A 23620-nucleotide genomic window follows, 5' to 3' on the forward strand; every position below is an offset into this window, starting at 1 on the left:
AAAGCCGCCCACTCTAGTCAATTTCCCTTCGGGGAGGAAGCGCGCTCAGCGCGGGGGGAGGTCGAGCTCGGTCAGCGACAGGCGACTGCGCCGTTTGCCGTCGCGGTGGTACTCCATGGCCAACATGAGGCCGGGCACGCCGGGGTGGAAGCTGAAACGCAGCCGGCGATCCGGTTCGTCGGGCTCGGTGACCTCCACGCGTACCGCCTCGAACTCCCCGGCCGGCAGTGAGAGGGCGGTGCGCGACAGCAGTCGGTACTCGACCAGCGTCTCGCGACCGCGATGGTCGAGGTAGCGCAGCCGGCAGGGGGCGGCGCACTGTGCGGCCGTGGCGCGACGTGACAGTTCGAACAGCGCGGCCTGGCGATCGGGCAGCCGGGCCAGGGCCTCACGGTCGAGGGCATAGCGCTTGCCGACCCCCAGCAGGCTGTAGCCGCTGGTGTAGTGCAGCGAGCGGACGGTCTCGTCGGCGAGGAAGCGACTGTGCTCGCGGCCCTGGGCCAGGGTGATGTCGGCCCGCATGTCGCTCAGCCACTGTGTCCCGTCGCGGGAGAGGCGATGCTCGATGGTGGCGTGCGGCCAGCCGTCGACCTCGAGGTGATAGCGGGCATCGAAGGGGCGCGGCTCGGCGGCGAACACGCCGATGCCGATCAGCAGCAGCCAGGGGAGCAGCAGGGTGCGGCGATATCGCGGCAGTGAGGGCATGTTGACGCTCCAGGGCGTTCGGTCGGCAGGGATGAGAGTCCCCGCGAGCCGCGGGGTTCCCGAGGCGGCCCCGCGTGCTCCTCGGCGGCGTCCGGCAGAGCTGCTAGGCTTGCCGTGAAGGCGGCGTCCGCCGCATCACTGACCGCGAGCCCACGCTCACGAGCTCACGCTTACGAGGAGATCCCCATGGCCAGGCTCTTGCTGATCGCCGGCGATTACGTCGAGGACTACGAGATCATGGTGCCCTTTCAGGCCCTGCAGGCCATGGGGCACACGGTCGATGCCATCAGCCCCGATAAGCGCGAGGGCGACAAGGTGCGCACCGCCATTCACGACTTCGAAGGGGATCAGACCTATTCGGAGAAGCCGGGACACGACTTCGTCCTCAACGCCACCTTCGCCGAGGTGAGCGCCGATGACTACGACGGCCTGGTCGTGCCCGGCGGTCGCGCTCCGGAGCACCTGCGTCTCGATGAGCGCGTGCTGGAACTGGTTCGCCACTTCTTCGAGTACGACAAGCCGACGGCGGCCATCTGCCACGGCGCCCAGTTGCTGGCGGCGGCGGTGCCCCTCGAGGGCTTTCGCGTCTCGGCCTACCCGGCCTGCGCGCCGGAAGTGCGCCTGGCCGGCGGCGACTTCGCCGAGATCGCGGTCGATCAGGCCATCACCAGTGGTATGCTGGTCTCCGCTCCGGCCTGGCCCGCCCACCCGGCCTGGCTGAAGCAGTTCGCCGCCCTGCTGGACTGATCGAGAATGGCGGGGTTTGACGCCACTAGACGACTGGTCTATTCTTCACCACATGAAGACGCAAGCCACCCGTGACAAGCTGATCCAGATCGGTGCAGAGCTGATCGCCGAGCAGGGCTTCAACGCCACCGGTATCAATGCGGTGCTGAGCCGTGCGGGGGTCCCTAAGGGCTCCTTCTATCACTACTTCTCGAGCAAGGAAGATTTCGGTCTGGCCGTGATCGACGCCTTCGCCGAGCAGTACGACGCCCGCCTGGTGGCGATCCTCCAGGCGCCGGATCAGCCGCCGCTAGAGCGCCTGCGTCGCTACTTCGACGCCGGTCGGGCCGATATGTACTCCTGCGATCACGCGCGGGGCTGCCTGATCGGCAACCTCGGCCAGGAGCTCTCCTCGCGCAGCGAGGCGTTCCGCGCGCGTCTCGATCAGGTGTTTCGCCAGTGGGAGCGGCGCCTGGTGGCCTGCCTCGAGGAAGCCCGGGCAGCCGGCGAGGTATCCGAGGCGATCGACGTCGAGCGCCTCGCCGGCTTCATCCTGGCCGGCTGGCAGGGCGCCATGCTGCGCGCCAAGACCACCAAGTCGCTGGCGCCCATGGAGGCCTTCGAGCAGGTACTGTTCCAAGAGCTGCTGGGCCGCGAGCTGGCTTCCCTGGAGATGGCCGCCGACGAGACGCCCATCACCCGGGAGACGCCCTAGCCCAGCGAGGCCGTCGTCTTGGCGCGCGTCAGGATGACGGCCTCTCGATTCAAATCGTTTACCCCGTTTCTAGTAGACTGGTCTAAATAGACCTATTTCGCAGAACGAGTGCACAGGAGTTGCATCGATGTCCGAGATTCAAGGCAAGGTCGTGATCATTACCGGGGCCAGCAGCGGCCTCGGCGAAGCCACCGCCCACCGCCTGGCCAAGGCCGGCGCCAAGCTGGTGCTAGGCGCCCGCCGCGAGGAGCGCCTGCAGGCCCTGCGTGATGCCATCGTCGAGCAGGGCGGCGAGGCGATCTATCGCGTCACCGACGTCACCGAGCGCGATCAGGTAGAGGCCCTGGCCGAGGCCGCGAAGGAGGCCTACGGCCGCATCGACGTGCTGGTCAACAACGCCGGCCTGATGCCGCTGTCGCCACTCGACCAGCTCAAGGTCGATGAGTGGGAGCAGATGGTCGACGTCAACATCAAGGGGGTGCTCTATGGCATCGCCGCGGTGCTGCCAACCATGCGCGAGCAGCATGCCGGCCATATCATCAACCTCTCTTCGGTGGCCGGCCACGTGGTCTTCCCCTCCGCTGCCGTCTACTGTGCCACCAAGTACGCGGTCAAGGCGCTCAGCGAGGGCATCCGCCAGGAAGGCGGCGAGGAGATCCGCTCCACCAACATCTCGCCGGGGGCGGTGGCCACCGAACTCACCTCCACCATCAGCGACGACGAGACCGCCAAGGGCGTGAACGAGCTCTATGAGATGGCCATCGATGCCGATGCCATCGCCCGAGCGATCGTCTACGCCATCGAGCAGCCGGCCGATGTCGACGTCAACGAGCTGATCATCCGGCCGACCAAGCAGCCGCTCTAAATGGTTCGCCCGGCGGGCTCAGCGTCGCCGGGCGATCGGTATCCACGAGCCAGGGCACGGGGCGAGGCGCCGTGCCCTGGCTCGCTTTTTGGGTAGGGCGCTGTTACCCGGCGGACCCCTCAGGTGCGCGACTGCAGGCGCTCGAGGCCCGGACTCAGGGTGATCGGGTAGTCGCTCTTGCCCGGTGCGAAGCGCCTGACGTCCGCGGGGAAGCGAGACAAGGCGTCGGCGACCCGCTCCCGGGCCTCGTCGGCGCGGGCCATCTCGGCCTCGATCAGTCGGCCGGCCTTCACCAGCGGGCACAGCAGCGGCTCGCCGGCCGCGATCGGCTCGTCGCGCAGGGCGATGACGTCGCCGAGGTAGCGGCCTTGATCGTCCCGGCGGCGATAGACCTGCTTGGGGCAGGGCAGGTTGATCTTGCCCGGCGAGTGCTTGACGCGTGGTTCGCCGGCGTAGGCCACCAGCTTGTAAGAGAGATCGATCACCGGGGCGTCCGCGGAGACCCCCATCTGGGTGCCCACGCCGAAGGCGTCGATGGGCGCTCCCGCCTCGAGCAGCGCCTCGATCTGGGTTTCGTCCAGACCGCTGCTGGCGACGATCTGCACCTCGTCATGGCCGGCGTCATCGAGCAGGCGTCGCGAGCCCCGGGCCAGCTCGCCCAGGTCGCCGGAGTCGAGCCGGATGGCCTTCACCGCGAGTGCTGGCTCCTCGCGCAGCAGCTCGATCACCTTCTGCACCCCTTCCAGGGTGTCGTGGGTGTCGACCAGTAGGGTGGTGCCGGGATAGTGGCGGGCGAAGGCGAGAAAGGCCTCGCGCTCGCTGTCGTGGGCCAGCACATAGCTGTGGGCCATGGTGCCGTTGAGCGCCAGGTCGTGGCGCAGGCCGCCGAGCACGTTGCTGGTGCCGGAAAGCCCCGCGGCGCGGTAGGCGCGGACCCCGCGCACCGCGGCATCGGTGCCGTGCATGCGGCGCATGCCGAAATCCACCACCGGCCGGCCTCGCGCCGCCATCACGATGCGTACCGCCTTGGACGCCAGCACCGTCTCCAGCTGCACCAGGTTCATCGCCAGGCTCTCGAGGAGCTGGGCCTGGGCGATGGGCGCCTCCACCTCCATCAGCGGTTCGTTGGCGAACACCGGCGTGCCCTCGGGCAGGGTCCAGATATCTCCCTCGAAGCGCCAGTTCGCCAGCCAGTCGAGAAACCCCGCCTCGAAGAGGCCGGTGTCGGCCAGGCGTGAAAGGGCCGTGTCGCCGAAGTGCAGCCGGCTGAGCCGCGCGGCGGCGTGCTGCTGCCCGCAGGCGAGCATGAAGCGACGCTCGGACGGCAGCCGGCGGAAGAACAGGCTGAAGGTGGCCACCCCGTCCATGGCCTCCTTCCAGTAGGCCTGGGTCATGGTCAGCTGGTAGAGGTCGGTGAGCAGGGCCAGCTCGTCCTCGTCCACCTGCAGCGGGGGCAGTTCGCTCATGGGCGCACCTCAACGTCGGCGTCGGTCAGCTCACAGCGGACGTCGTCCACGGCGTCGGGATCCACCGCGGCGCTGAGGGCCTCGAGCAGGCGCACCTCGAAGCCCTCACGGCGGGCATCCAGCGCCGTGGCCTTGACGCAGACATCCAGCGCCAGGCCGCATACGATCACCCGCTCGATGCCCTTTTCGCGGAGATAGCCGGCCAGGCCCGTGCCGTCGAAGGCGGAGTAGGCGTCGGCATCGAAGGCCGTGGCCTTGCTCACCCGCACCGTGTCGGTGGGCAGCGCCAGGTCGGGATGGAAGGCCGCTCCCTCGGTGTCCTGCACGCAGTGCACGGGCCAGGGGCCGCCGCGATGTTCGAAGCTTGCGTGGTCGACGGGATGCCAGTCCCGTGAGGCGACGACCAGCGCGCCCGCCGCCCGGGCCGCCTCGATCTCGGCATTGATGGCGGGCACCAGCGCCGCGCCGCCGTTCACGGCCAGGGCGCCGCCCTCGCAGAAGTCGTTCTGCATATCCACGACGAGCAGCGCGTCGTGGGGATCATAGTGCTCGTTAACGCTCATCACGCACCTCTCGGGAGGTCGTTGGGTGTCCCTCCACAGGGTAGGGGCTGTGACGCCGTTGTTGTAGGGGCCGATCGGTACCCGCCCCGGTCAGCTACTCAATAGCCGGCCCGGGGATCGATGGTGTCGATCGGTGTCCCGGCCTCGAAGGCGCGCAGCGCCTCGGCCACCTGATCAAGCGCCTCCTCGAGCGGCGTGGGGCCGGCCATGTGAGGGGTGATCCAGATGCGCGGATGCGACCAGAGCCGGCTCGACTCGGGCAGCGGCTCCTCGGGGAAGGCGTCGAGCAGTGCGCCGCGCAGCCGGCCCTTCGCCTCGCCCTCGCCATCGTCCTCACCCAGGGCATCGAGCAGCGCCGCGTCGTCGATCAGGCTGCCGCGGCCGGGGTTGATCAGGCTCGCCCCCTCGGGCAGCCGCGCCAGGGCGGCGGCATCGATGAGGTGGTGGGTCGAGGGGGTGTCGGGCAGCAGCAGCACCAGGCTCTTCACCGCTGCGAGCAGCGCCTCAAGGCCCGCGTCGCCGTGGTGGCAGGTGATGCCGGGCAGCGATTTGGGCGAGCGGCTCCAGCCATGCACCGGGAAGCCGTCGGCGGCTACCATGGCCGCTACCTTGGCGCCGATGGCGCCCAGCCCCAGCACGCCCACCGGCCAGTCGGCCTTGTCGACCACCGCATGTTCCCGCCACTGGTGGCGCGCCTGCTGGCGGCGATAGCGGTCGAAGTCGCGCTGAAAGTGCAGCAGGCCGTAACGTACGTAATCGCCGATCAGCTCGGCCATGCCGGCATCGCGCAGCTTGACGATCGGCACCCCCTCGGGGAGTCCTGGGTTGTTCAGCAGGGCATCGACCCCGGCGCCGAGGTTGACGATGCCCTTGAGCGCCACGGGCTCGCCGAGCAGCTCGGAAGAGGGCTTCCACACGGCGAGATAGTCCGCGCCGCGACGCTGTTCGGCCGGGGCCGCGCTGGTGATCACCTCGGCCTCGGGCAGCCGCCGGGCCAGGGCCTCTCGCCACTGATCGGCGGCGTCGATATGGACCAGCACTCGCATGGGACCTCCTGAAGAAGATGGACGTTAGCCTCCATCTTCCCGGTTTCGCCGACGCGGGAAAAGCCCCGCTCAGGACGGGACTCCAGGAGCGCCGAGTCGCGTTCAGTCGCCGTTACGCCTACGATGATCGCGGCCTCGGGCCGTCGGCCTCCGAGCTTTTCGCCACCGAATAAGCGGTGGCCTGAGAGAGCATATCCTGTCTGCTGACTCCCGTGTGGCCTGGGCGGCGTCACCGTGGGCGTCGGGGCGGTCGTGACGCGGTGTCTGCGCCCCAAGAAATGCTTGACCGCCTACCATGGGTTGGCAGTAACCTGCCCTTAGATAAGCGATCGACTGCGTGACGCGACCCCGGCCCGTGGCCGGGATGGCATTCGGCAGTAACGCGGCACCCGGCCCGGCCTTCTCGACGCAGAGAGGGCCGATTTGTTGATAGATGCGATGGCGAGTGGCTTCATGATTCAGGTTTCCCTGCCCTTCACTCGTGAAGAATATGCGACCCGCCTGTGGAAGGTGCGCGCCGAGATGGCCAGCCGCGGCATCGACGTGCTGATCGTCAGCGATCCCTCCAACATGGCCTGGTTGACTGGCTACGATGGTTGGTCCTTCTATGTGCATCAGTGCGTGCTGGTCGGCCTGGAAGGGGAGCCGGTGTGGTATGGCCGACGGATGGATGCCAACGGGGCCCTGCGCACCTGCTGGATCGACCCGGACAACATCACCTACTACCCGGATTACTATGTCCAGAATCCGGACATGCACCCCATGGACTATCTCGCCCAGACCATCCTGCCCGACCGTGGCTGGCATGAGGGCGTGGTCGGCATGGAGATGGACAACTACTACTTCTCGGCCAAGGCCTATCTGAGCCTGCTGCGCGAGCTGCCCCATGCGCGCTTCACGGACGCCAACTCGCTAGTCAACTGGTGTCGGGCGATCAAGTCGCCGCAGGAGATTGAGTACATGCGCGTGGCGGCGAAGATCGTCGAGGGTATGCACACGCGGATTCTCGAGGTGATCGAGCCGGGCCTGCCCAAGAGCCAGCTGGTCTCGGAGATCTACCGGGTGGCCATCGAGGGCTGGCGCGACGACCAGGGCAAGATCTACGGTGGTGACTATCCCGCCATCGTGCCGATGCTGCCCACCGGCTCCGATGCCGCCGCTCCGCATCTGACCTGGGACGACACCCCGTTTCGCGAGGGTGAGGGCACCTTCTTCGAGATCGCCGGGGTCTTCAAGCGCTACCATGCGCCGATGTCGCGCACCGTCTTCCTGGGCAAGCCGCCCCAGGAGTTCGTGCGTGCCGAATCGGCGCTGCTCGAGGGCATCGAGAACGGCCTGGCGGTGGCCAAGCCCGGCAATCGCACCGCGGATATCGCCATGGCGCTGGGCTCGGCCATGGACAAGTACGGCTTCGACCGCGGCGGCGCCCGCTGCGGCTACCCCATCGGCATCAGCTATCCCCCGGACTGGGGCGAGCGCACCATGAGCCTGCGTCCCTCGGACGAGACCATCCTGCAGCCGGGCATGACTTTCCATTTCATGCCGGGCCTGTGGGAGGACGACTGGGGCCTGGAGATCACCGAGAGCATCCTGATCACCGAGACCGGCTGCGAGACGCTGGCTGACTTCCCGCGCCAGCTCTTCGTGCGCTAAACATGCAAGAAGCTCGGCCTGCCTCAACAAGTAACGAGGGGTGCTGGGGGCAGATCGAAGAGGGAACTAAGAATCTGCCCTCAGATCAGCCCCGAGTGGCATAGAAGCCATGATGCCCATGCCACACGAGAACAAGGAGTTTCACCATGACCAAGCGTCCCAGCCCCATCAGCGCCACCGTCGACTTCGACGCCGACGGCGTGCAGCACGGCTTCCTGAAGCTGCCGATCTCCAACGACGAGTCGGCCTGGGGGGCGGTGATGATCCCGATCACCGTGGTCAAGAACGGCCAGGGCCCGACGGCGCTGCTGACCGGCGGCAACCACGGCGACGAGTACGAGGGCATCACCGCGCTGATGAAGCTCTCAAGCGACCTCGAGGCGGGCGACGTCCAGGGCCGGGTGATCATCGTGCCGATGATGAACGTGCCGGCGGCGATGGCCGGCCGGCGCACCTCGCCGATGGACGGCGGCAACCTCAACCGCAGCTTCCCCGGCGACCCGGACGGCAGCGTGACCGAGAAGATCGCCGACTACTTCACCCGGGTGGTGGTGCCGATGAGCGACGTGGTGCTCGACCTGCACTCCGGCGGACGCACCCTGGACATCATCCCATTCGGCGCCTCCCACGTGCTCGACAATCCCGACCAGCAGCGCCAGGCGCTGGAAGGGGCCAAGGCCTTCGGGGCGCCCTACGCCATGATGATGTTCGAGCTCGATGCCGAGGCGCTATTCGATACCGCGGTGGAACGCCAGGGCAAGATCTTCGTGGCCACCGAGCTAGGCGGCGGCGGCACCTCCACGCCGGAGAGCCTGGCGATCACCGAGCGCGGCGTGCGCAACTTTCTGATCCACTATGGGCTGATCGAGGGGCAGGTGGAAATGCCCACCGAGCTCCAGGTCTACCTCGACATGCCCGATGCTAGCTGCTATGTGCAGAGCGAGCATTCCGGCCTGCTGGAGCTGACCCTGGCGCTGGGCGAGGCGGTGGAGCAGGGCCAGGTGATCGCCCGGGTCTACGACATGACCCGCAGCGGCACGCCGCCGGTGGAGTACCGCGCCGAGCGCAACGGCATCCTCGCCGCCCGGCGCTTCCCGGCACAGGTCAACATGGGTGATACCATTGCGGTGATTGCCGAGGTCGTCGACTCGCTCGGCTGAACAGGACAGAGAGACGCATGAAGCTCGATCGTTACGATCTGAAGATCCTCGAGATCCTGTCCCGAGACGGACGCATCACCAAGTCGAAGCTGGCCGAGGCGATCAACCTCTCCGTCAGTCCCTGCTGGGAACGGGTGCGCCGGCTCGAGAAGGCCGGCATCATCGAGGGCTATTCGGCGCGCATCAATCCCGACGCGCTGGTCAAGCGCACCCCGGTGTGGGTGCAGATCGAGCTCAAGGCGCACAACGCCGAGAGCTTCGCCCGCTTCGAGGTCCTGGTCCACGCCACCCCCGAGGTCACCGAGTGCGTGGCCGTCGGCGGTGGCGTCGACTACCTGATCAAATTCGAGACCGATTCCATCGACGCCTACCAGCGCCGCATGGATGCCTGGCTGACCGGCGAGGCCGGTATCGAGCGCTACTTCACCTACATCGTCACCAAGACGGTGAAGCGTCCCTCCCTGGGGTTTCGCCCCGACGATCTCGCCTGAGCGCATTTCGGCCGACCGCGATGTCAGCGTTGATGTGATGTAGGGACATGTGTCATAAGCTGGTATTGGAGGGTGGGCGTGTGCCCACTCGGCCGGGCGATCCTACCGGCATGCATCCGCTGGTGCCGGTTCGTGTTCGATAGTGCCCCGGAAGTGTTCAAGATCGCCTGACGCAGAGAGCTCCTATGTCCTATTTCACGATTGCCGGGGTGCAGATGCACGCCCTGCACCACGGTGATAACACCGAGGCCATGCGCCACCGCATCGACGTGCTGATGAGTCGCTTCCCTCAGGTACAGATGGTGCTGTTCAGCGAACTGATGCCGATGGGGGCCTCGCCGCACCATGCGCAACCGCTGCCCAACGACGCCGAGGCGCTGTTCTGCCAGATCGCCGAGCAGCATCGCATCTGGCTGATTCCCGGCTCGATGTTCGAGCAGACCCCGGACGGCATCTACAACACCCTGTCGGTGATCAACCCCCATGGCCAGGTGGTGTCCCGCTTTCGCAAGATGTTCCCCTTCCGCCCCTACGAGGCGGGCGTGGAGAGCGGCAGCGAGTTCGTCGTCTTCGACGTGCCCAACGTGGCGCGCTTCGGGGTCTCGATCTGCTACGACATGTGGTTCCCCGAGACCACCCGCACCCTGGCCGCCATGGGCGCCGAGGTAATCCTGCACCCGACCATGACCGACACCATCGATCGCGACATCGAGCTGTCCATTGCGCGTACCAATGCGGCGGTCAACCAGTGTTACTTCTTCGACATCAACGGCGCCGGCGCCATCGGCAACGGCCGCTCCATCGTGGTGGGTCCCTCCGGTGACGTCATTCACCAGGCCGGCACCGGCGAGGAGGTCATGCCGATCGAGGTCGATCTCAATCGCGTGCGCCGCGAGCGCGAGACCGGTCTGCGCGGCCTGGGCCAGCCGCTGAAGAGCTTCCGCGATCGCAAGGTCGACTTCTCGCTGTATCGCAGCGAGAGCGGCTCGAGCCCGTTCCTCGATACCCTCGGGCCGCTGGCCAAGCCGGTTCGAGCCGACATCGAGGAGTACTGACCCCTCGCCTGTGGGCGGTGCAGTGAAAAGGAGATGCCATGCTGGAGCCACTGCTTCGATTGCTGCGCCGCCTGTTCCGCAACACCCCGGCGGCCCCTGCCGCGCACCAGGCGCCCGGCGCCTCCCCCGTACCCGATGGAGCGACCACGATGAGCAAAATAACAACCATTGCCGACGTACGCCGCCACTTCCTCAATAATAAGGAGCCGATTTACTTCATCTCGGCCACCAACTTCAACCTGCTGGGGATCGGCGACTGGGTCGGCAACTTTCGCCACATCAACTACATCGACTGCTTCGAGGGCCAGCAGCGCAACGTCTTCGTGCCGAAGGAGAAGTTTCCCCGCGACTTCGAGAGCATCGAGGACATCAACAACTACCTCCTCGAACACAAGGAGGTCATCGACTTCATCCAGTCCCGCGCCCAGGGCGGGAACGCCGGCGTGGCGGCCTTCCTGATGTTCGACGAGCACACTGAGGAGGTCTGCGAGCAGCTCGGCCTCAAGGTGGCGTTCCCGCCGGCCAAGCTGCGCTCGCGGATGGACAACAAGATCGAGACGGTGCGCATCGGCAACAAGGCCGGCGTGCCCAGCGTACCCAACGTGCTGGCCAAGGTGGGCAGCTACCAGGAGCTGTGCGAGGTCAGCCGGGAGCTCGGCGACGATCTGGTAGTGCAGACCGCCTTCGGCGACTCCGGCCACACCACCTTCTTCATCGCCAACGAAGACGACTACTACAAGCACGCCGAGGAGATCGAGGCCGAGTCCGAGGTCAAGATCATGAAGCGCATCAACTGCCGCGGCTCGGCCATCGAGGCCTGTGCGACCCGCTGCGGCACCGTGGTCGGCCCGCTGATGACCGAACTGGTCGGCTTCAAGACGCTGACCCCCTACAAGGGCGGCTGGTGCGGCAACGAGATGTTCGCCGGCGCCTTCGATCAGTCGGTCCGTGACAAGGCCCGCGAGTACACCTTCCAGTTCGGCGAGGCGCTGCGCGAGGAAGGCTATCGCGGCTACTTCGAGCTCGACTTCCTGATCGACATGGACAACGGCGAGGTCTATCTCGGTGAACTCAATCCGCGGGTGACCGGGGCCAGCTCGCTGACCAACGTGGCGGCCTTCGCCCACTCCGACATCCCGCTGTTCCTGTTCCACCTGCTGGAGTTCTCCGACGTCGACTTCGATCTCGACATCAACGAGATCAACGAGCGTTGGGCGCATCCGGAGAGCGTCGACAGCTGGAGCCAGCTGGTGATCAAGCACACCGACGAGAGCGTCGATCTGCTGACCCAGGCACCGCGCACCGGGGTCTGGAAGATGGCCGACGACGGCAGCATCGGCTATCACCACTACAACTATCACCCCCACGCCGCCGAGGACGACAGCGAAGGCTTCTTCCTGCGTATCAGCGGGGCGGGTGACTTCCGCTACGAGGGCGCCGATCTCGGCATCCTGATCACCCGTGGGCGCCTAATGGACGACGACTTCCAGCTCAACGCGCGCGCCAAGGCGTGGATCGACGGCATCCGCGGCCAGTATGCGGGGCAGTCGCTTCAGGATCCGGTGGTGGAGGAGGTGGCCGTCAGCCACGCCGTCGGCGGCGGCAACTTCAAGATCCTGTGAATACCGGGATCGGTTCCCCATCGTCGCGGGAGGTACCGCCGGGCGACATGGACAAGATGCTCGATTTTCGGACCGTGCGCGAGGCGACGGCGGGGCCGCGTTGGCAGGCGCTGTTCGAGTACCACTGGCCGGCCTACGAGCAGTGGTACTTGAGCGAGGGAGAGCGTGAGCGGCCGGGGTATCTCGCCTGCTACAACGCCCTTCGTCAGCACATGCCGGAACTGCTCGACACCTATCGTGCGCTCTGCGAGCTAGCCGGCGGGGGAGACCTCGCCGCGCGTTTCCTGAGCCTCTACCAGCCGCCGCCCTACATCACCGGTTGCTCCCAGGCGGTGCTGGCCAGTCCCGCATCCACGGTGCTGGCGCGTAACTACGACTACCCCCCGGAGCTCTGCGAGGGGACCATTCTCTACACGCACTGGAACGCACGGCGGGTGATCGCCATGACCGACTGCCTGTGGGGCGTGCTCGACGGCATGAACGACCGCGGGCTCGCCGTGTCACTAGCCTTCGGCGGGCGCAAGACGGTGGGCCAGGGCTTCGGCGCGCCGATCATCCTGCGCTACCTGCTGGAGTTCTGCGACAGCGTGCCCGAGGCAGCCGAGGTGCTGGCGCGGATCCCCACCCACATGGCCTACAACATCACCGTGGCCGACGCCGCCGGCCGTTACGTCACGGCGATGATCGGTCCGGATCGTCGCGCCAGCATCCGGCGGGTGCCGGTGGCGACCAATCACCAGAAGAAGATCGAGTGGTATGCCCACGCCTTGGCCTCGGAGACGCTGATCCGCGAGCGCCAGCTGTCGATCCTGGTGGACGACGAGGCCACCACCGAGGAGCGACTGATTGCCGCCTTCTCGTCGCCGCCGCTGTTTCGCCACGACTATCGCCGCGGCCTGGGGACGGTTTATACCGCGGTCTATCGTCCCGCGACGGGGCGTGCGGAGTTTCACTGGCCCGGCCTGACCCTCGACTTGAGTTTCGATCACTTCCCCGAGGAGCGAGTCACCGTGCGCTACGGGGCGCGCGGCCTGCCTGCCGGTTGATCCCGGCTCGCTCGCCGTCGCGCTGCGTTTTAATAACAACGAACATGGATGGGTGTTGCCATGCCAGAGACGAGTCCCACCGAGACGCCCTACACAGCCCTGGGCTTCTACCACAAGATCTCCCAGCTGCGTGCCGACACCTGGAATGCGCTCAAGCGCGACCTCGGGCAGCTGGTGCGCCTGAACGACCCGAATCGCGCCAAGAACCTGGTCAAGGCGGTCGACGTCAAGCTGACGCGGCTCGAGATCATCGAGGACTATCACGCCTTCCCCTCCAAGGAGGACTTCCGTCATCTCTGGGCGCTCTTCCATCGCGAGGAGTACGGCCTGCTGGAGAAGGTGGTCAAGCGCCTGGTGCGGGCGCTGATCAGCGAGTCCTACCGGCGACGACACGTCGACCTCTCCGAGACCGATGCCGACGCCGAGGACCTCGAGACCCTCGACGCCCTGGCGCAGCTGCGGCGCGGCCACCCCGCCTCCAACAGCTCGGCCCAGCCCTACTTCGAGCTGCTGATCGTCGACAACCTCTCGGCACCGGAGGAGGAGGTGGTCCGCGAGGCCTTCCACAACATGCGCCGCGCGGAAGACCGCTTCGTCTACGACGTGGTCACGGTGCGCAGCTTCGAGGACGCGCTGATCGCGGTGCTGGTCAACCCCAACATCCAGGCCTGCCTGATCCGCTACGAGTTTCCCTACAAGTCGAAGTACAACCTCAGCGCCCTGCGTAGCTACCTGGAGGGGATCTCCGAGCAGTCCCTGGAGCAGCATTCGGAGGCCGAGCGCAGCATCCTGCTCAGCTCGATGATCCACGAGCTGCGCCCCGAGATCGATCAGTTCCTGGTCACCAGCGGCGACGTGGAGGCCACGGCCAGCCGCGACATCCGTCACTTCAATCGCATCTTCTACCGCGAGACGGACTACATCGAGCAGCACCACACCATCCTGCGGGCCATCGACAACCGCTACCGCACGCCCTTCTTCGACGCCCTGCGCGAGTACAGCAAGAAGCCGACCGGGGTCTTCCACGCCATGCCCATCTCGCGGGGAAAGTCCGTCACCCGCTCCCACTGGGCCGGGCAGATGATCGACTTCTACGGCATCAACATCTTCCTCGCCGAGACCTCGGCCACCTCCGGCGGGCTCGATTCGCTGCTGCAGCCCTATGGACCGATCAAGAAGGCCCAGGAGTACGCCGCCCGCGCCTTCGGGGCACGCCAGACCTTCTTCGTCACCAACGGCACCTCCACCGCCAACAAGATCGTGGTGCAGGCGCTGGTCAAGCCTCGGGACATCGTGTTGATCGACCGCGACTGCCACAAGTCGCACCACTACGGCATGGTGCTGGCCGGCGCCCATGTCAGCTACCTCGACTCCTATCCGCTCAACGACTACTCGATGTACGGCGCCGTGCCGCTCAAGGAGATCAAGAAGACGCTGCTCGGCTACAAGCGCTCGGGCCAGCTCGACAAGGTCAAGATGCTGCTGCTGACCAACTGCACCTTCGACGGCGTGGTCTACAACGTGCGGCGGGTGATGGAGGAGTGCCTGGCGATCAAGCCCGATCTGGTCTTTTTGTGGGACGAGGCCTGGTTCGCCTTCGCCGGCTTCAACCCGACCTATCGGCCGCGTACCGCTATGCACGCCGCCCGCACCCTGCGTGATCGCTACCGCAGCGCCGCCTATCGTGAGGAGTACGACGCCTGGAAAGCCGAGTTCGACGCCCTCGATCCCGATGACGATGCTACCTGGCTCGATCGGCGCCTGATGCCCGACCCCGACATGGTGCGCATCCGTGCCTATGCCACCCACTCCACCCACAAGACCCTGACCTCGCTGCGCCAGGGCTCGATGATCCATATCTGGGATCAGGACTATCGCCAGAAGGTCGAGGCGCCGTTCCACGAGGCCTACATGACCCATACCTCGACCTCGCCGAACTACCAGATCATCGCCTCGCTGGATGTGGGGCGCATGCAGGCCGAGATGGAGGGCTTCGAGCTGGTGCATGCCCAGGTCGAGGCCGCGTTGTCGCTGCGTGAGCAGCTCTACACCCATCCGCTGTTGCAGAAGTACTTCCGGGTGCTGATCAACCGCGACATGGTGCCGCTGGAGTACCGCGAATCGGGCGTCGAGACTTTCTACGACCCGGTCACCGGCTGGAACAAGATGGAGGAGGCCTGGGCCAACGACGAGTTCGTCGTCGACCCCAGCCGCATCACCATCGCCATTGGCACCACGGGCATCGACGGCGATACCTTCAAGAACGAATACCTGATGAACAAGTACGGCATCCAGATCAACAAGACCTCGCGCAATACCGTGCTGTTCATGACCAACATCGGCACCTCCCGGGGCGCCATCGCCTACCTGATCGACGTGCTGATCAAGCTGGCCAAGGAGTTCGAGTATCGCTGGGAGGAGAGCAGCCGCCCCGAGCGCAGGATCATCGAGAATCGCATCCACTCGCTGACCAAGGAGCTGCCGCCGCTGCCGGACTTCAGCCGCTTTCACGACGCCTTCCGCCCGGTGGCCGAGGGTGCCACCCCGGAGGGTGACATCCGCCGCGCCTTCTTCCTGAGCTACGACGAGGAGCACACCGAGTACCTGCGCTTCGACAACGGCGAGCTGCAGGCCCGCATGCGCGCCGGCCGCGATGTGGTCTCGGCGAGCTTCGTGATTCCCTATCCGCCGGGCTTCCCGGTGCTGGTGCCCGGGCAGGTGGTCAGCGAGGAGATCCTGTATTTCCTACAGGCCCTGGACGTCACCGAGATACACGGCTACCGGCCGGAGCTCGGCCTGCTGGTGTTCACCGAGGAGGCGCTGGCCGACCCGCCCCAGGGCTGAGTTCAGGAGCCGAGTTCAGGAGCCTGAGTTCAGGAGCAACAGAAAAAACCGCGGCCTAGCGGCGCAGGACAAAAAATCCTGCGCCTTCTTCACCGATTAACGAAAAGTCTCGTCCCGCCATCGCGCTTACCCTGTACCCATCGAGCCGTCCTGCGACCTAGCGACAGGCGGCTCGTCCGTTTCTTCGTTTTCTCGGCGCCCAGAGCCGCGCCGGAACATCGCCGGCGCTGACACACGCCGGCGCGTCAGGGGAGGTAGCGCATGACTCTGTCCAACAAGCTCAGCGATCCGCGTCTGTTCCGTCAGTACGCCTACGTGGATGGCAAGTGGACCCACGGCGACGGCAACCGCGAGGAGGCCGTGTTCGATCCGGCCACCGGCGAGGCGCTGGGCCACATCCCCTGGCTGGAGCCCCACCAGATCACCGGCGCCGTGGATGCCGCCGAGGCCGCCTTCGTGCACTGGCGCGCCCTGCGCGCCGACGAGCGCTGCGAGCGGCTGCTGGCCTGGTACGACCTGCTGCAGGCCCATCGCGAGGACCTCGCCACCCTGATGACCCTCGAACAGGGTAAGCCGCTGCCCGATGCCCGCGGCGAGGTGGAGTACGGGGCGAGCTTCGTGCGCTGGTTCGCCGAGGAGGGCAAACGCACCTTCGGCGAGACCATCCCCAGCCACATCCCCAACGCGGCGCTGGGCACCCTCAAGGAGCCGGTGGGCATTGCCGCGCTGATCACCCCGTGGAACTTCCCGCTGGCGATGATCACTCGCAAGGCTGCCGCCGCCATGGCGGCCGGCTGCACGGTGATCGTCAAGCCCGCCGGCGAGACGCCGTTCTCGGCGCTGGCGCTGGCCGAGCTTGCCGAGCGTGCCGGCATTCCGGCCGGCGTGTTCAACGTGGTGCTGGGTGAGCCCGCCGAGGTGTCGAAGCTCCTGTGCTTTGATGACCGCGTCAAGGCACTCTCCTTCACCGGTTCCACCCGGGTCGGCCGGCTGCTGCTGGAGCAGTGCGCCAACACGGTGAAGCGTGTTTCCCTCGAATTGGGAGGGAATGCCCCCTTCATCGTCGGGCCGGACATGGATCCCAAGGAGGCGGCCTTCGCCGCGGTGGCGGCCAAGTTCCAGACCGCCGGGCAGGACTGCCTCGCCGCGGACCGCATCCTGGTTCACGAGTCGATCCATGACGACTTTGTCGCGTACTTCGCCGAGAGGATGGCGGCGCTGACCGTGGGCAACGGCCTGGAGGGCGAGATCGACCTGGGTCCGCTGATCCATCGCCAGGCGGTGGAGAAGGCCGCGGCCATCGTCGACGACGCCATCTCCAAGGGCGCGACCCTGGTGGCCGGCGACCAGAGCCAGGCGCCCGGCGAGAACTTCTTCATGCCGGTGCTGCTCACCGGCGTGACGCGCGACATGAAGCTCTGGCACGAGGAGAGCTTCGCGCCGGTGGCCGGGATCACCGCCTACGAGGACGACGACCAAGTCATCGAGATGGCCAACGACACCGAGTATGGCCTGGCGGCCTACCTCTACACCCATGATATCCGCCGCATCTGGAAGGCCCTGCGGGCCCTGGAGTTCGGCATGGTGTCGGTGAACTCGGTGAAGATGACCGGCCCTCCGGTGCCCTTCGGCGGTGTCAAGCATTCCGGCCTCGGCCGCGAGGGCGGCGTGACCGGCATCGACGAATACCTGGAGACCAAGTACTACTGCCTGGGTGCCCTCGGCTCGGTCTCCGGCAGCTGATTTTCCGAACACATCGATGAACCTTCTCCCCGGCGGGATGCCGGGGAGCACGAGAGAAGAGAGAACACGAGATGAACCAGCAGCACCAGGACCTGATCGAGCGCGACCGCAAGGTGACCTTCCACGCCTCCACTCACCTGCGCGACTTCGCCCACGGCGATGCGCCGGGCCGGGTGATCACCGGCGGCCAGGGCATCCACATCGTCGACAAGGATGGCCGCGAGTTCATCGACGGCTTCGCCGGCCTGTACTGCGTCAACATCGGCTACGGCCGCACCGAGGTGGCCGAGGCCATCTACGAGCAGGCCTTGAAGATGTCCTACTACCACACCTATGTGGGGCACTCCAACGAGCCGCAGATCGCGCTGTCCGAGAAGATCCTAGAGCTCGCCGGCCCCGGCATGTCCAAGGTCTACTACGGCATGTCGGGCAGTGATGCCAACGAGACCCAGCTCAAGATTGTGCGCTACTACAACAACGTGCGCGGCTTGCCGCAGAAGAAGAAGGTGATCTCGCGGATGCGCGGCTACCACGGCTCCGGCATCGCCTCGGGCTCGCTGACCGGCCTCAAGGCGTTCCACGACCACTTCGACCTGCCCATCGACACCATCCGCCACACCGAAGCGCCGTTCTACTACCAGCGGGCCGCGGAACTCGAGGGCATGACCGAGCGCGAGTTCTCGAAGCATTGTGCGGCCAAGCTCGAGGAGATGATCCTCGCCGAGGGCCCGGACACCGTGGCCGCCTTCATCGGCGAGCCGGTGCTCGGCACTGGCGGCATCGTGCCGCCGCCGGAAGGCTACTGGACCGAGATCCAGGCGGTGCTGGCCAGGTACGACGTGCTGCTGATCGCCGACGAGGTGGTGTGCGGATTCGGGCGCATCGGCGCCGACTTCGGCAGCCACTTCTACGGCATCAGGCCCGACCTGATCACCGTGGCCAAGGGCCTGACCAGTGCCTACCAGCCGCTCTCCGGGGTGATCGTCGGCGACCGCGTGTGGAAGGTCCTGGAGCAGGGCACCGGCGAGTACGGCCCGATCGGCCATGGCTGGACCTACTCCGGGCATGCCTTGGGCTGCGCCGCGGGCCTGGCCAACCTCGAGATCATCGAGCGCGAGGGGCTGACCCAGAACGCTGCCGAGACCGGCGCCTACCTGCAGCAGCAGATGCAGGCCGCCTTCGGCGACCACCCCATCGTTGGCAACGTGCGTGGCGTGGGCATGCTGGCGGCGCTTCAGTTCGCCGCCGACCCGGCGCGCCGCCAGGACTTCGATCCGGCGCTCAAGGTCGGCCCGCGCATCGCCGCGGCGGCGCTGCAGGAGAACCTGATCGCCCGCGCGATGCCCCAGGGCGACATCCTGGGCTTCGCGCCGCCGCTGACCACCAGCCGCGAGGAGGTCGACGAGATCGTCGCCCGGGCTCGTTGCGCCGTGGATGCGGTGCTCGACGAGCTGGTCCGTGAGGGCGCCGTCAAGGGCCTGGCCGCGACCGTCGCCTGACGGCTCACCCGTCGCCGGCCCGTCGAGGGCCGGCGACCATCAGCGTTGATCATCGTCGCCGCGGGCTCGCCCGCGGCGACGCCGTTAACGAGGAGGCCACGATGGACCATCACGGTGTCACCCTGGAGGGGCTGTATCAGGCGCGTCGACGCCTCGCCGGCGAGACGGTGCGTACGCCGCTGATCCGTTCGGCGGCGCTCTCGGCGCGCTTCGACGCCGAGATCCTGCTCAAGCTCGAGACCCACCAGCCCACCGGCGCCTTCAAGCTTCGCGGGGCCACCAACATGATCGCCGCGCTGATCGAGCGCCACGGCCGCGAGGCCCTGGCGGCCGGCGTGGTGACCGCCTCCACCGGCAACCACGGCCGGGCGGTGGCGTACGCCGCCTCGCGTCTGGGGCTACCGGCGGTGATCTGCCTGTCGCGGCTGGTGCCGCCCGACAAGGTCGCCGCCATCGAGGCGCTGGGCGCCGAGGTCAGGCGCGTCGGGGCCAGCCAGGACGAGGCCTTCGAGGAGGTCGAGCGGCTGGTGCGCGAGCGGGGCATGACCCTGATCCCGCCCTTCGACGACCCCCTCGTCGCGGCGGGGCAGGGCACCGTCGGCCTGGAGCTGATGGAGGACGCCCCGGACCTCGATCGCGTCATCGTCGGGCTCTCCGGCGGCGGCCTCCTGGGCGGCATCGGCGCCGCGATCAAGGCGATCCGGCCCGCCTGCCTGGTCACGGGGGTGAGCCTGTCGCAGGGCGCGGCCATGTGGGCAAGCCTCCAGGCCGGCCGTCCCGTGGCCGTCGGGGAAGTCGAGAGCCTGGGGGATTCGCTGGGCGGCGGCATCGGGGCGGACAACCGCTGCACCCTGGCGCTGGTACGCGAGGTGATGGACGACCACCTCCAGGTCTCGGAGCGGGCCATCGCCAGCGCCATGGTGGCGCTCCTCGAGCACGAGAAGGTGCTGGTGGAGGGCGCCGCCGCGGTGGGGCTCGCGGCCCTCGAGGCGCACGCGCTCGAGCACCCGACCCTCGACGTGCGCGGCCAGCGCGTGGCGCTGATCCTCTCCGGCAACGCGGTGTCGCTTGCGACCCTTGACCGCGCCCGGGCCCTGGCGGGACGCTGAACGCCCTTCGGGCAGCTACAAGTTACAAGGAGCAAGCTACAAGGAAACCCTTGTCGCTTGTCTCGGGGATCTCTCACACTGCCTTCCAGCTTCCAGCTTCCAGCTTCCAGCTTCCAGCTTCCAGCTTCCAGCTTCCAGCTTCCAGCTTTCCAGGAGGTTCCCATGCAGCTCTACCAGCGCGAGGCCATCGAGGCCGCCGTCGGCATCGACGAGGCGGCGCTTGCCGCCGTGGAGGCGGGGTTCGCGGCGCTGGGCCGCGGCGAGGTGGTGCAACCGCCGATTCTCTCCATGGCCATCGAGGAGGCCAACGGCGAGGTCGACGTCAAGACCGCCCATATCCACGGCGCCGAACGCTTCGCCATCAAGGTCAGCCCCGGCTTCTTCGACAACCCGCGGCTGGGGCTGCCGAGCCTCAACGGCCTGATGATGGTGTTCTCCGCCCGCACCGGACGGGTGGAGGCGGTGCTCTTCGACGAGGGCTACCTCACCCGGGTGCGCACGGCGCTGGCCGGCGCCATCGCGGCGAAGCACCTGTCGCGCCGAGACAGCCGCCGGGTCGCGGTGCTCGGCGCCGGCGAGCAGGCCGAGCAGCAGGTCCAGGCGCTGCGGCTGGTGCGCGACATCGACACCCTGGACGTCTGGGCGCGTCGCCGCGACGGCGCCGAGGCCTACGCCGAGCGGATGCGCACCACTGGGCTTGCCGTCAACGTGCATGACGGCGTAAACCGTGCCTGCCAAGAGGCGGATATCATCGTCACCGCCACCCCGTCACGCACCCCGCTGCTGCATGCCCGGGACCTGCCCGCGGGCGTGCATGTCACCGCCATGGGGTCGGACAGCCCGGAGAAGCGCGAGCTCGACGCCTCGGTACTGACCCGCGCCGACGCCTTCGTCTGCGATACCCGCGCCCAGAGCGAGGGCAACGGCGAGCTCAAGGCCTTCGAGGGCGGTGAGGTGCCCTTCAAGGTCCATGAGCTGGGTCGGGTGATCGCCGAGGGCCAGCGCCTGCGCCTGACGGACGAGACCCTCACGGTGTGCGACCTCACCGGCACCGGTGTCCAGGATACCGCCATTGCCAACTTCGCCCTGTCGAGGCTGCTCTCCGGCTGAGGCCTTCCACCTCAGGTCGACTTGTCGCGGCGGGGCACCTGGCGCAGGCTGGGAACTCTCACCAATGGAAGGAGCAAGGGGATGGCCATGATACTCGCCTTCGATGTCTACGGGACCCTGATCGACACCCATGGCGTGGTCGCCGAGCTCGAGCAGCGTCTCGCCGAGCAGGACCGCTCGGAGTTGGCGCCCGAGTTCTCGCGCCGATGGCGCGACAAGCAGCTGGAGTACAGCTTCCGCCGCGGCCTGATGGGCGCCTACGTGGATTTCTCCCGCTGCACCCGCGAGGCGCTGGAGTTCACCGATCGCGCCCTGCAGACGCGCTTCTCGGAGACCGACAAGGAGCACCTGATGGGCATCTATGCGCGCTTGCCGGCCTTCCCGGAGGCCTCGGCGGCGCTGGATCGCCTCGCCGAGGCGGGAGTGAGCTGCGTGGCCTTCTCCAACGGCAGCCGTGAGGCGGTCGAGGGGCTGCTGGAGCAGGCCGCGATCCGCGACCGCTTCGACGACGTGGTCAGCGTCGACGAGATCAAACGCTTCAAGCCCGACCCGGCGGTCTACGCCCACCTGCGTTATCGGCTGGAGAGCGAGCCGGGCGACACCTGGCTGATCTCCAGCAACGCCTTCGACGTGATCGGCGCGCGTCACGCCGGCCTGCATGCCGCCTGGGTGCGGCGCAGCCCGGATGCGCCCTTCGATCCCTGGGGCATCGATCCGGACCTCACCGTGGCCGACCTCGACGCCCTCGCCGAGCGCCTGGCCTGAGCCACCGCGTCGCGTACCGTCGCGTCCAGGAGCCACGCAGGACGACGCCCTGGCCGGTTGACCCGGCCAGGGCGTCGTCGTGTCGGACAGGCGGCCTCAGCCCTGCCAGGCGTAGTCGGCGAAGACCTCGTCGACGGGCGGATGGTTGACGTGGTTGGCGTAGTTGGAGAGCGTCTTGACGGCCAGGGCCAGGACGATCTGCAGCACGTGCTGCTCCTCGAAGCCCGCCGCCAGGAAGGCCTCGACGTCCGCCTCGCCGGGCATGCCTCGGGTCTCGAACATCACCTTGGTGAAGGCGGCCAGCGCCGCGAGGCGCTCGTCCGGAATCGGCTGGCCGTTGCGGATCGCCTCCAGCACCTCGGCCGGCACCTGGGACATCTTATCGGCCAGCATGCTGTGGGCGGACATGCAGTAGCCGCAGCCGTTGAGCCGGCTGATGGTCAGGAAGACCACCTCCTGCTCGGGGGGCGCGAAGCCGGAGTCCTGGCGAAACAACTCATAGCCGTGCAGGTAGGTGTCCAGCACGCCGGGCGCCTTCGCCATGCCCTCGTACATGTTCGGTACGAAGCCCAGCGTCTCGTTGGCCTGCTCGAGCAGCGGCTTCGCCTTGGCATCGGCGGTCTCGAGGGTCTGGGGCGGGAGTTGCATCTGGTAGTCGGCTGACATGGGGGTACCTCCGTCGTCGTGGGTCGTGCGTATCACGCCATTTATGGATCGATTGTTCCATAAATGGCAAATGAAAAGTGGGCGCTCAGCGTCGCAGGCCGTCGAGGAGCAGCTCCGTCGCCTGGTGGGTCTGCTCGCCGTGCATCCCGCTCTTCAGCAGGGTCCTGAGCCCGGCCATGCCCATCGTCAGGTAGCCGGCCAGGGCGTCGGGATCGTGGTGCGAGGCGATGTCGCCCTCGGCCTGGGCCCGCACCACGGCGCGGTAAAACAGCGCCGTGATGGCGGCCATGCTCTGCTGGGCCTGCTGCGACGGCGCATCGCCGCGCTGGCCGAGCTCGCTGGCCGAGTTGAAGATCAGGCATCCCAGGGCGGCGCGTTCGCTGCCGGCCTCGCCAGCTGTCTCGCAAAACAGCTTCTCCAGGAAGCCCATGGCCGAGGGCGCCGTCTCGAGCCGGCGTTCGAGCCGGCCAATCAGCGACTCCCGATAGCGCCGCAGGGCCTCGAGGAACAGCTGTTCCTTGTTGCCGAAGGCCTGATAGAGGCTGCTGCGCGAGAGGTGCATGGCCTCCAGCAGGTCGCGGGTCGAGGCGCGGTCGTAGCCTCGGGCCCAGAAGACCTGGATGGCGGCGCTCGCGGCCTCGTCGGGGCTGAAAGCGATGGGGCGTCCTCGTGTCATGCCGGTGAATTTAGTATCGATCGTTCCATAAATCAAGGCGCGACAACAAATCGCCCCGCGGTTGCTATCGCTGTAAGGAGCGCGTGGCCGCGACG

21 protein-coding genes are annotated in these 23620 nt (G+C 67.2%); 15 read left to right on the top strand and 6 right to left on the bottom strand.

The genetic code is table 11. The features are described from left to right. Nucleotides 1–45: 45 nt before the first annotated feature. The gene (locus FEI13_RS07265; protein ID WP_138180867.1) at nt 46–705 is read right to left on the bottom strand and encodes a hypothetical protein; all 660 of its coding nucleotides are present in this window, start codon (nt 703–705) and stop codon (nt 46–48) included. 186 nt (nt 706–891) lie between these two features. On the opposite strand from FEI13_RS07265, the gene FEI13_RS07270 reads away from it, so the two are divergent. From FEI13_RS07270 to FEI13_RS07280, 3 genes are all read left to right on the top strand, one after another. Further along, nucleotides 892–1452 carry a DJ-1/PfpI family protein gene (locus FEI13_RS07270; protein ID WP_138180869.1) on the top strand — a complete coding sequence of 187 codons (561 nt, stop codon included), beginning with the start codon at nt 892–894 and terminating at the stop codon, nt 1450–1452. A gap of 52 nt (nt 1453–1504) precedes the next feature. After that, nucleotides 1505–2146: a TetR/AcrR family transcriptional regulator gene (locus FEI13_RS07275; protein WP_138180871.1), complete on the top strand. Its 642-nt coding sequence runs from the start codon at nt 1505–1507 to the stop codon at nt 2144–2146. A 127-nt stretch (nt 2147–2273) separates the two neighbouring features. Continuing rightward, the gene (locus tag FEI13_RS07280) at nt 2274–3011 is read left to right on the top strand and encodes an SDR family oxidoreductase (RefSeq protein WP_138180873.1); all 738 of its coding nucleotides are present in this window, start codon (nt 2274–2276) and stop codon (nt 3009–3011) included. Between the two features lie 119 nt (nt 3012–3130). Here the strand turns inward: FEI13_RS07280 and FEI13_RS07285 are convergent, their stop codons facing one another. The 3 genes from FEI13_RS07285 to FEI13_RS07295 all read right to left on the bottom strand — a co-directional run bounded on the left by FEI13_RS07285 (nt 3131) and on the right by FEI13_RS07295 (nt 6086). After that, nucleotides 3131–4477 carry a nicotinate phosphoribosyltransferase gene (locus tag FEI13_RS07285; protein ID WP_138180875.1) on the bottom strand — a complete coding sequence of 449 codons (1347 nt, stop codon included), beginning with the start codon at nt 4475–4477 and terminating at the stop codon, nt 3131–3133. Continuing rightward, a complete protein-coding gene (locus FEI13_RS07290; RefSeq protein WP_138180877.1) occupies nt 4474–5040 on the bottom strand; it encodes a nicotinamidase in 567 nt (188 codons plus the stop codon). The genes FEI13_RS07285 and FEI13_RS07290 overlap by 4 nt, the downstream gene beginning before the upstream one ends. Nucleotides 5041–5138: 98 nt before the next feature. Then, nucleotides 5139–6086 carry a 2-hydroxyacid dehydrogenase gene (locus FEI13_RS07295; protein WP_138180879.1) on the bottom strand — a complete coding sequence of 316 codons (948 nt, stop codon included), beginning with the start codon at nt 6084–6086 and terminating at the stop codon, nt 5139–5141. 453 nt (nt 6087–6539) lie between these two features. Between FEI13_RS07295 and doeA the strand changes: the two genes are divergently transcribed. From doeA to FEI13_RS07360, 12 genes are all read left to right on the top strand, one after another. After that, the gene (gene doeA, locus FEI13_RS07300) at nt 6540–7739 is read left to right on the top strand and encodes an ectoine hydrolase DoeA (RefSeq protein ID WP_138180881.1); all 1200 of its coding nucleotides are present in this window, start codon (nt 6540–6542) and stop codon (nt 7737–7739) included. A gap of 146 nt (nt 7740–7885) precedes the next feature. Beyond that, complete coding sequence (gene doeB, locus FEI13_RS07305; RefSeq protein WP_138180883.1) at nt 7886–8899, top strand: N(2)-acetyl-L-2,4-diaminobutanoate deacetylase DoeB; 1014 nt, start codon at nt 7886–7888, stop codon at nt 8897–8899. Nucleotides 8900–8916: 17 nt separating this feature from the next. Further along, on the top strand, nt 8917–9390 hold the full coding sequence (locus FEI13_RS07310; protein WP_138180884.1) for an Lrp/AsnC family transcriptional regulator: 474 nt from the start codon (nt 8917–8919) through the stop codon (nt 9388–9390). A gap of 185 nt (nt 9391–9575) precedes the next feature. Beyond that, nucleotides 9576–10445 carry a carbon-nitrogen hydrolase family protein gene (locus tag FEI13_RS07315; RefSeq protein ID WP_138180886.1) on the top strand — a complete coding sequence of 290 codons (870 nt, stop codon included), beginning with the start codon at nt 9576–9578 and terminating at the stop codon, nt 10443–10445. A 38-nt stretch (nt 10446–10483) separates the two neighbouring features. Continuing rightward, nucleotides 10484–12067: a biotin carboxylase gene (locus tag FEI13_RS07320; RefSeq protein WP_240036462.1), complete on the top strand. Its 1584-nt coding sequence runs from the start codon at nt 10484–10486 to the stop codon at nt 12065–12067. Nucleotides 12068–12114: 47 nt separating this feature from the next. After that, on the top strand, nt 12115–13113 hold the full coding sequence (locus FEI13_RS07325; protein ID WP_240036463.1) for a C45 family autoproteolytic acyltransferase/hydrolase: 999 nt from the start codon (nt 12115–12117) through the stop codon (nt 13111–13113). A gap of 60 nt (nt 13114–13173) precedes the next feature. Then, the gene (locus FEI13_RS07330; RefSeq protein ID WP_138180888.1) at nt 13174–15957 is read left to right on the top strand and encodes an aminotransferase class I/II-fold pyridoxal phosphate-dependent enzyme; all 2784 of its coding nucleotides are present in this window, start codon (nt 13174–13176) and stop codon (nt 15955–15957) included. A gap of 261 nt (nt 15958–16218) precedes the next feature. After that, on the top strand, nt 16219–17700 hold the full coding sequence (locus FEI13_RS07335) for an NAD-dependent succinate-semialdehyde dehydrogenase (RefSeq protein WP_138180890.1): 1482 nt from the start codon (nt 16219–16221) through the stop codon (nt 17698–17700). 71 nt (nt 17701–17771) lie between these two features. After that, entirely contained in the window at nt 17772–19199 is a 1428-nt protein-coding gene (locus FEI13_RS07340; RefSeq protein WP_138180892.1) for an aspartate aminotransferase family protein, read from the top strand. A gap of 101 nt (nt 19200–19300) precedes the next feature. After that, complete coding sequence (eutB, locus tag FEI13_RS07345) at nt 19301–20308, top strand: hydroxyectoine utilization dehydratase EutB (protein WP_138180894.1); 1008 nt, start codon at nt 19301–19303, stop codon at nt 20306–20308. A 162-nt stretch (nt 20309–20470) separates the two neighbouring features. Continuing rightward, entirely contained in the window at nt 20471–21418 is a 948-nt protein-coding gene (locus tag FEI13_RS07355) for a cyclodeaminase (protein ID WP_138180896.1), read from the top strand. Between the two features lie 81 nt (nt 21419–21499). Continuing rightward, nucleotides 21500–22183, top strand: a complete 684-nt coding sequence (locus tag FEI13_RS07360; protein WP_138180898.1) for a haloacid dehalogenase type II — start codon at nt 21500–21502, stop codon at nt 22181–22183. Between the two features lie 96 nt (nt 22184–22279). On the opposite strand, the gene FEI13_RS07365 is transcribed toward FEI13_RS07360, so the two are convergent. After that, nucleotides 22280–22849 carry a carboxymuconolactone decarboxylase family protein gene (locus FEI13_RS07365; protein ID WP_138180900.1) on the bottom strand — a complete coding sequence of 190 codons (570 nt, stop codon included), beginning with the start codon at nt 22847–22849 and terminating at the stop codon, nt 22280–22282. 85 nt (nt 22850–22934) lie between these two features. Then, nucleotides 22935–23525 carry a TetR/AcrR family transcriptional regulator gene (locus FEI13_RS07370; protein ID WP_138180902.1) on the bottom strand — a complete coding sequence of 197 codons (591 nt, stop codon included), beginning with the start codon at nt 23523–23525 and terminating at the stop codon, nt 22935–22937. Nucleotides 23526–23620 lie beyond the last annotated feature (95 nt).

The sequence above is a fragment of the Halomonas urmiana genome, from assembly GCF_005780185.1.
In the GTDB taxonomy this organism is placed as follows: Bacteria; Pseudomonadota; Gammaproteobacteria; order Pseudomonadales; family Halomonadaceae; genus Halomonas; species Halomonas urmiana.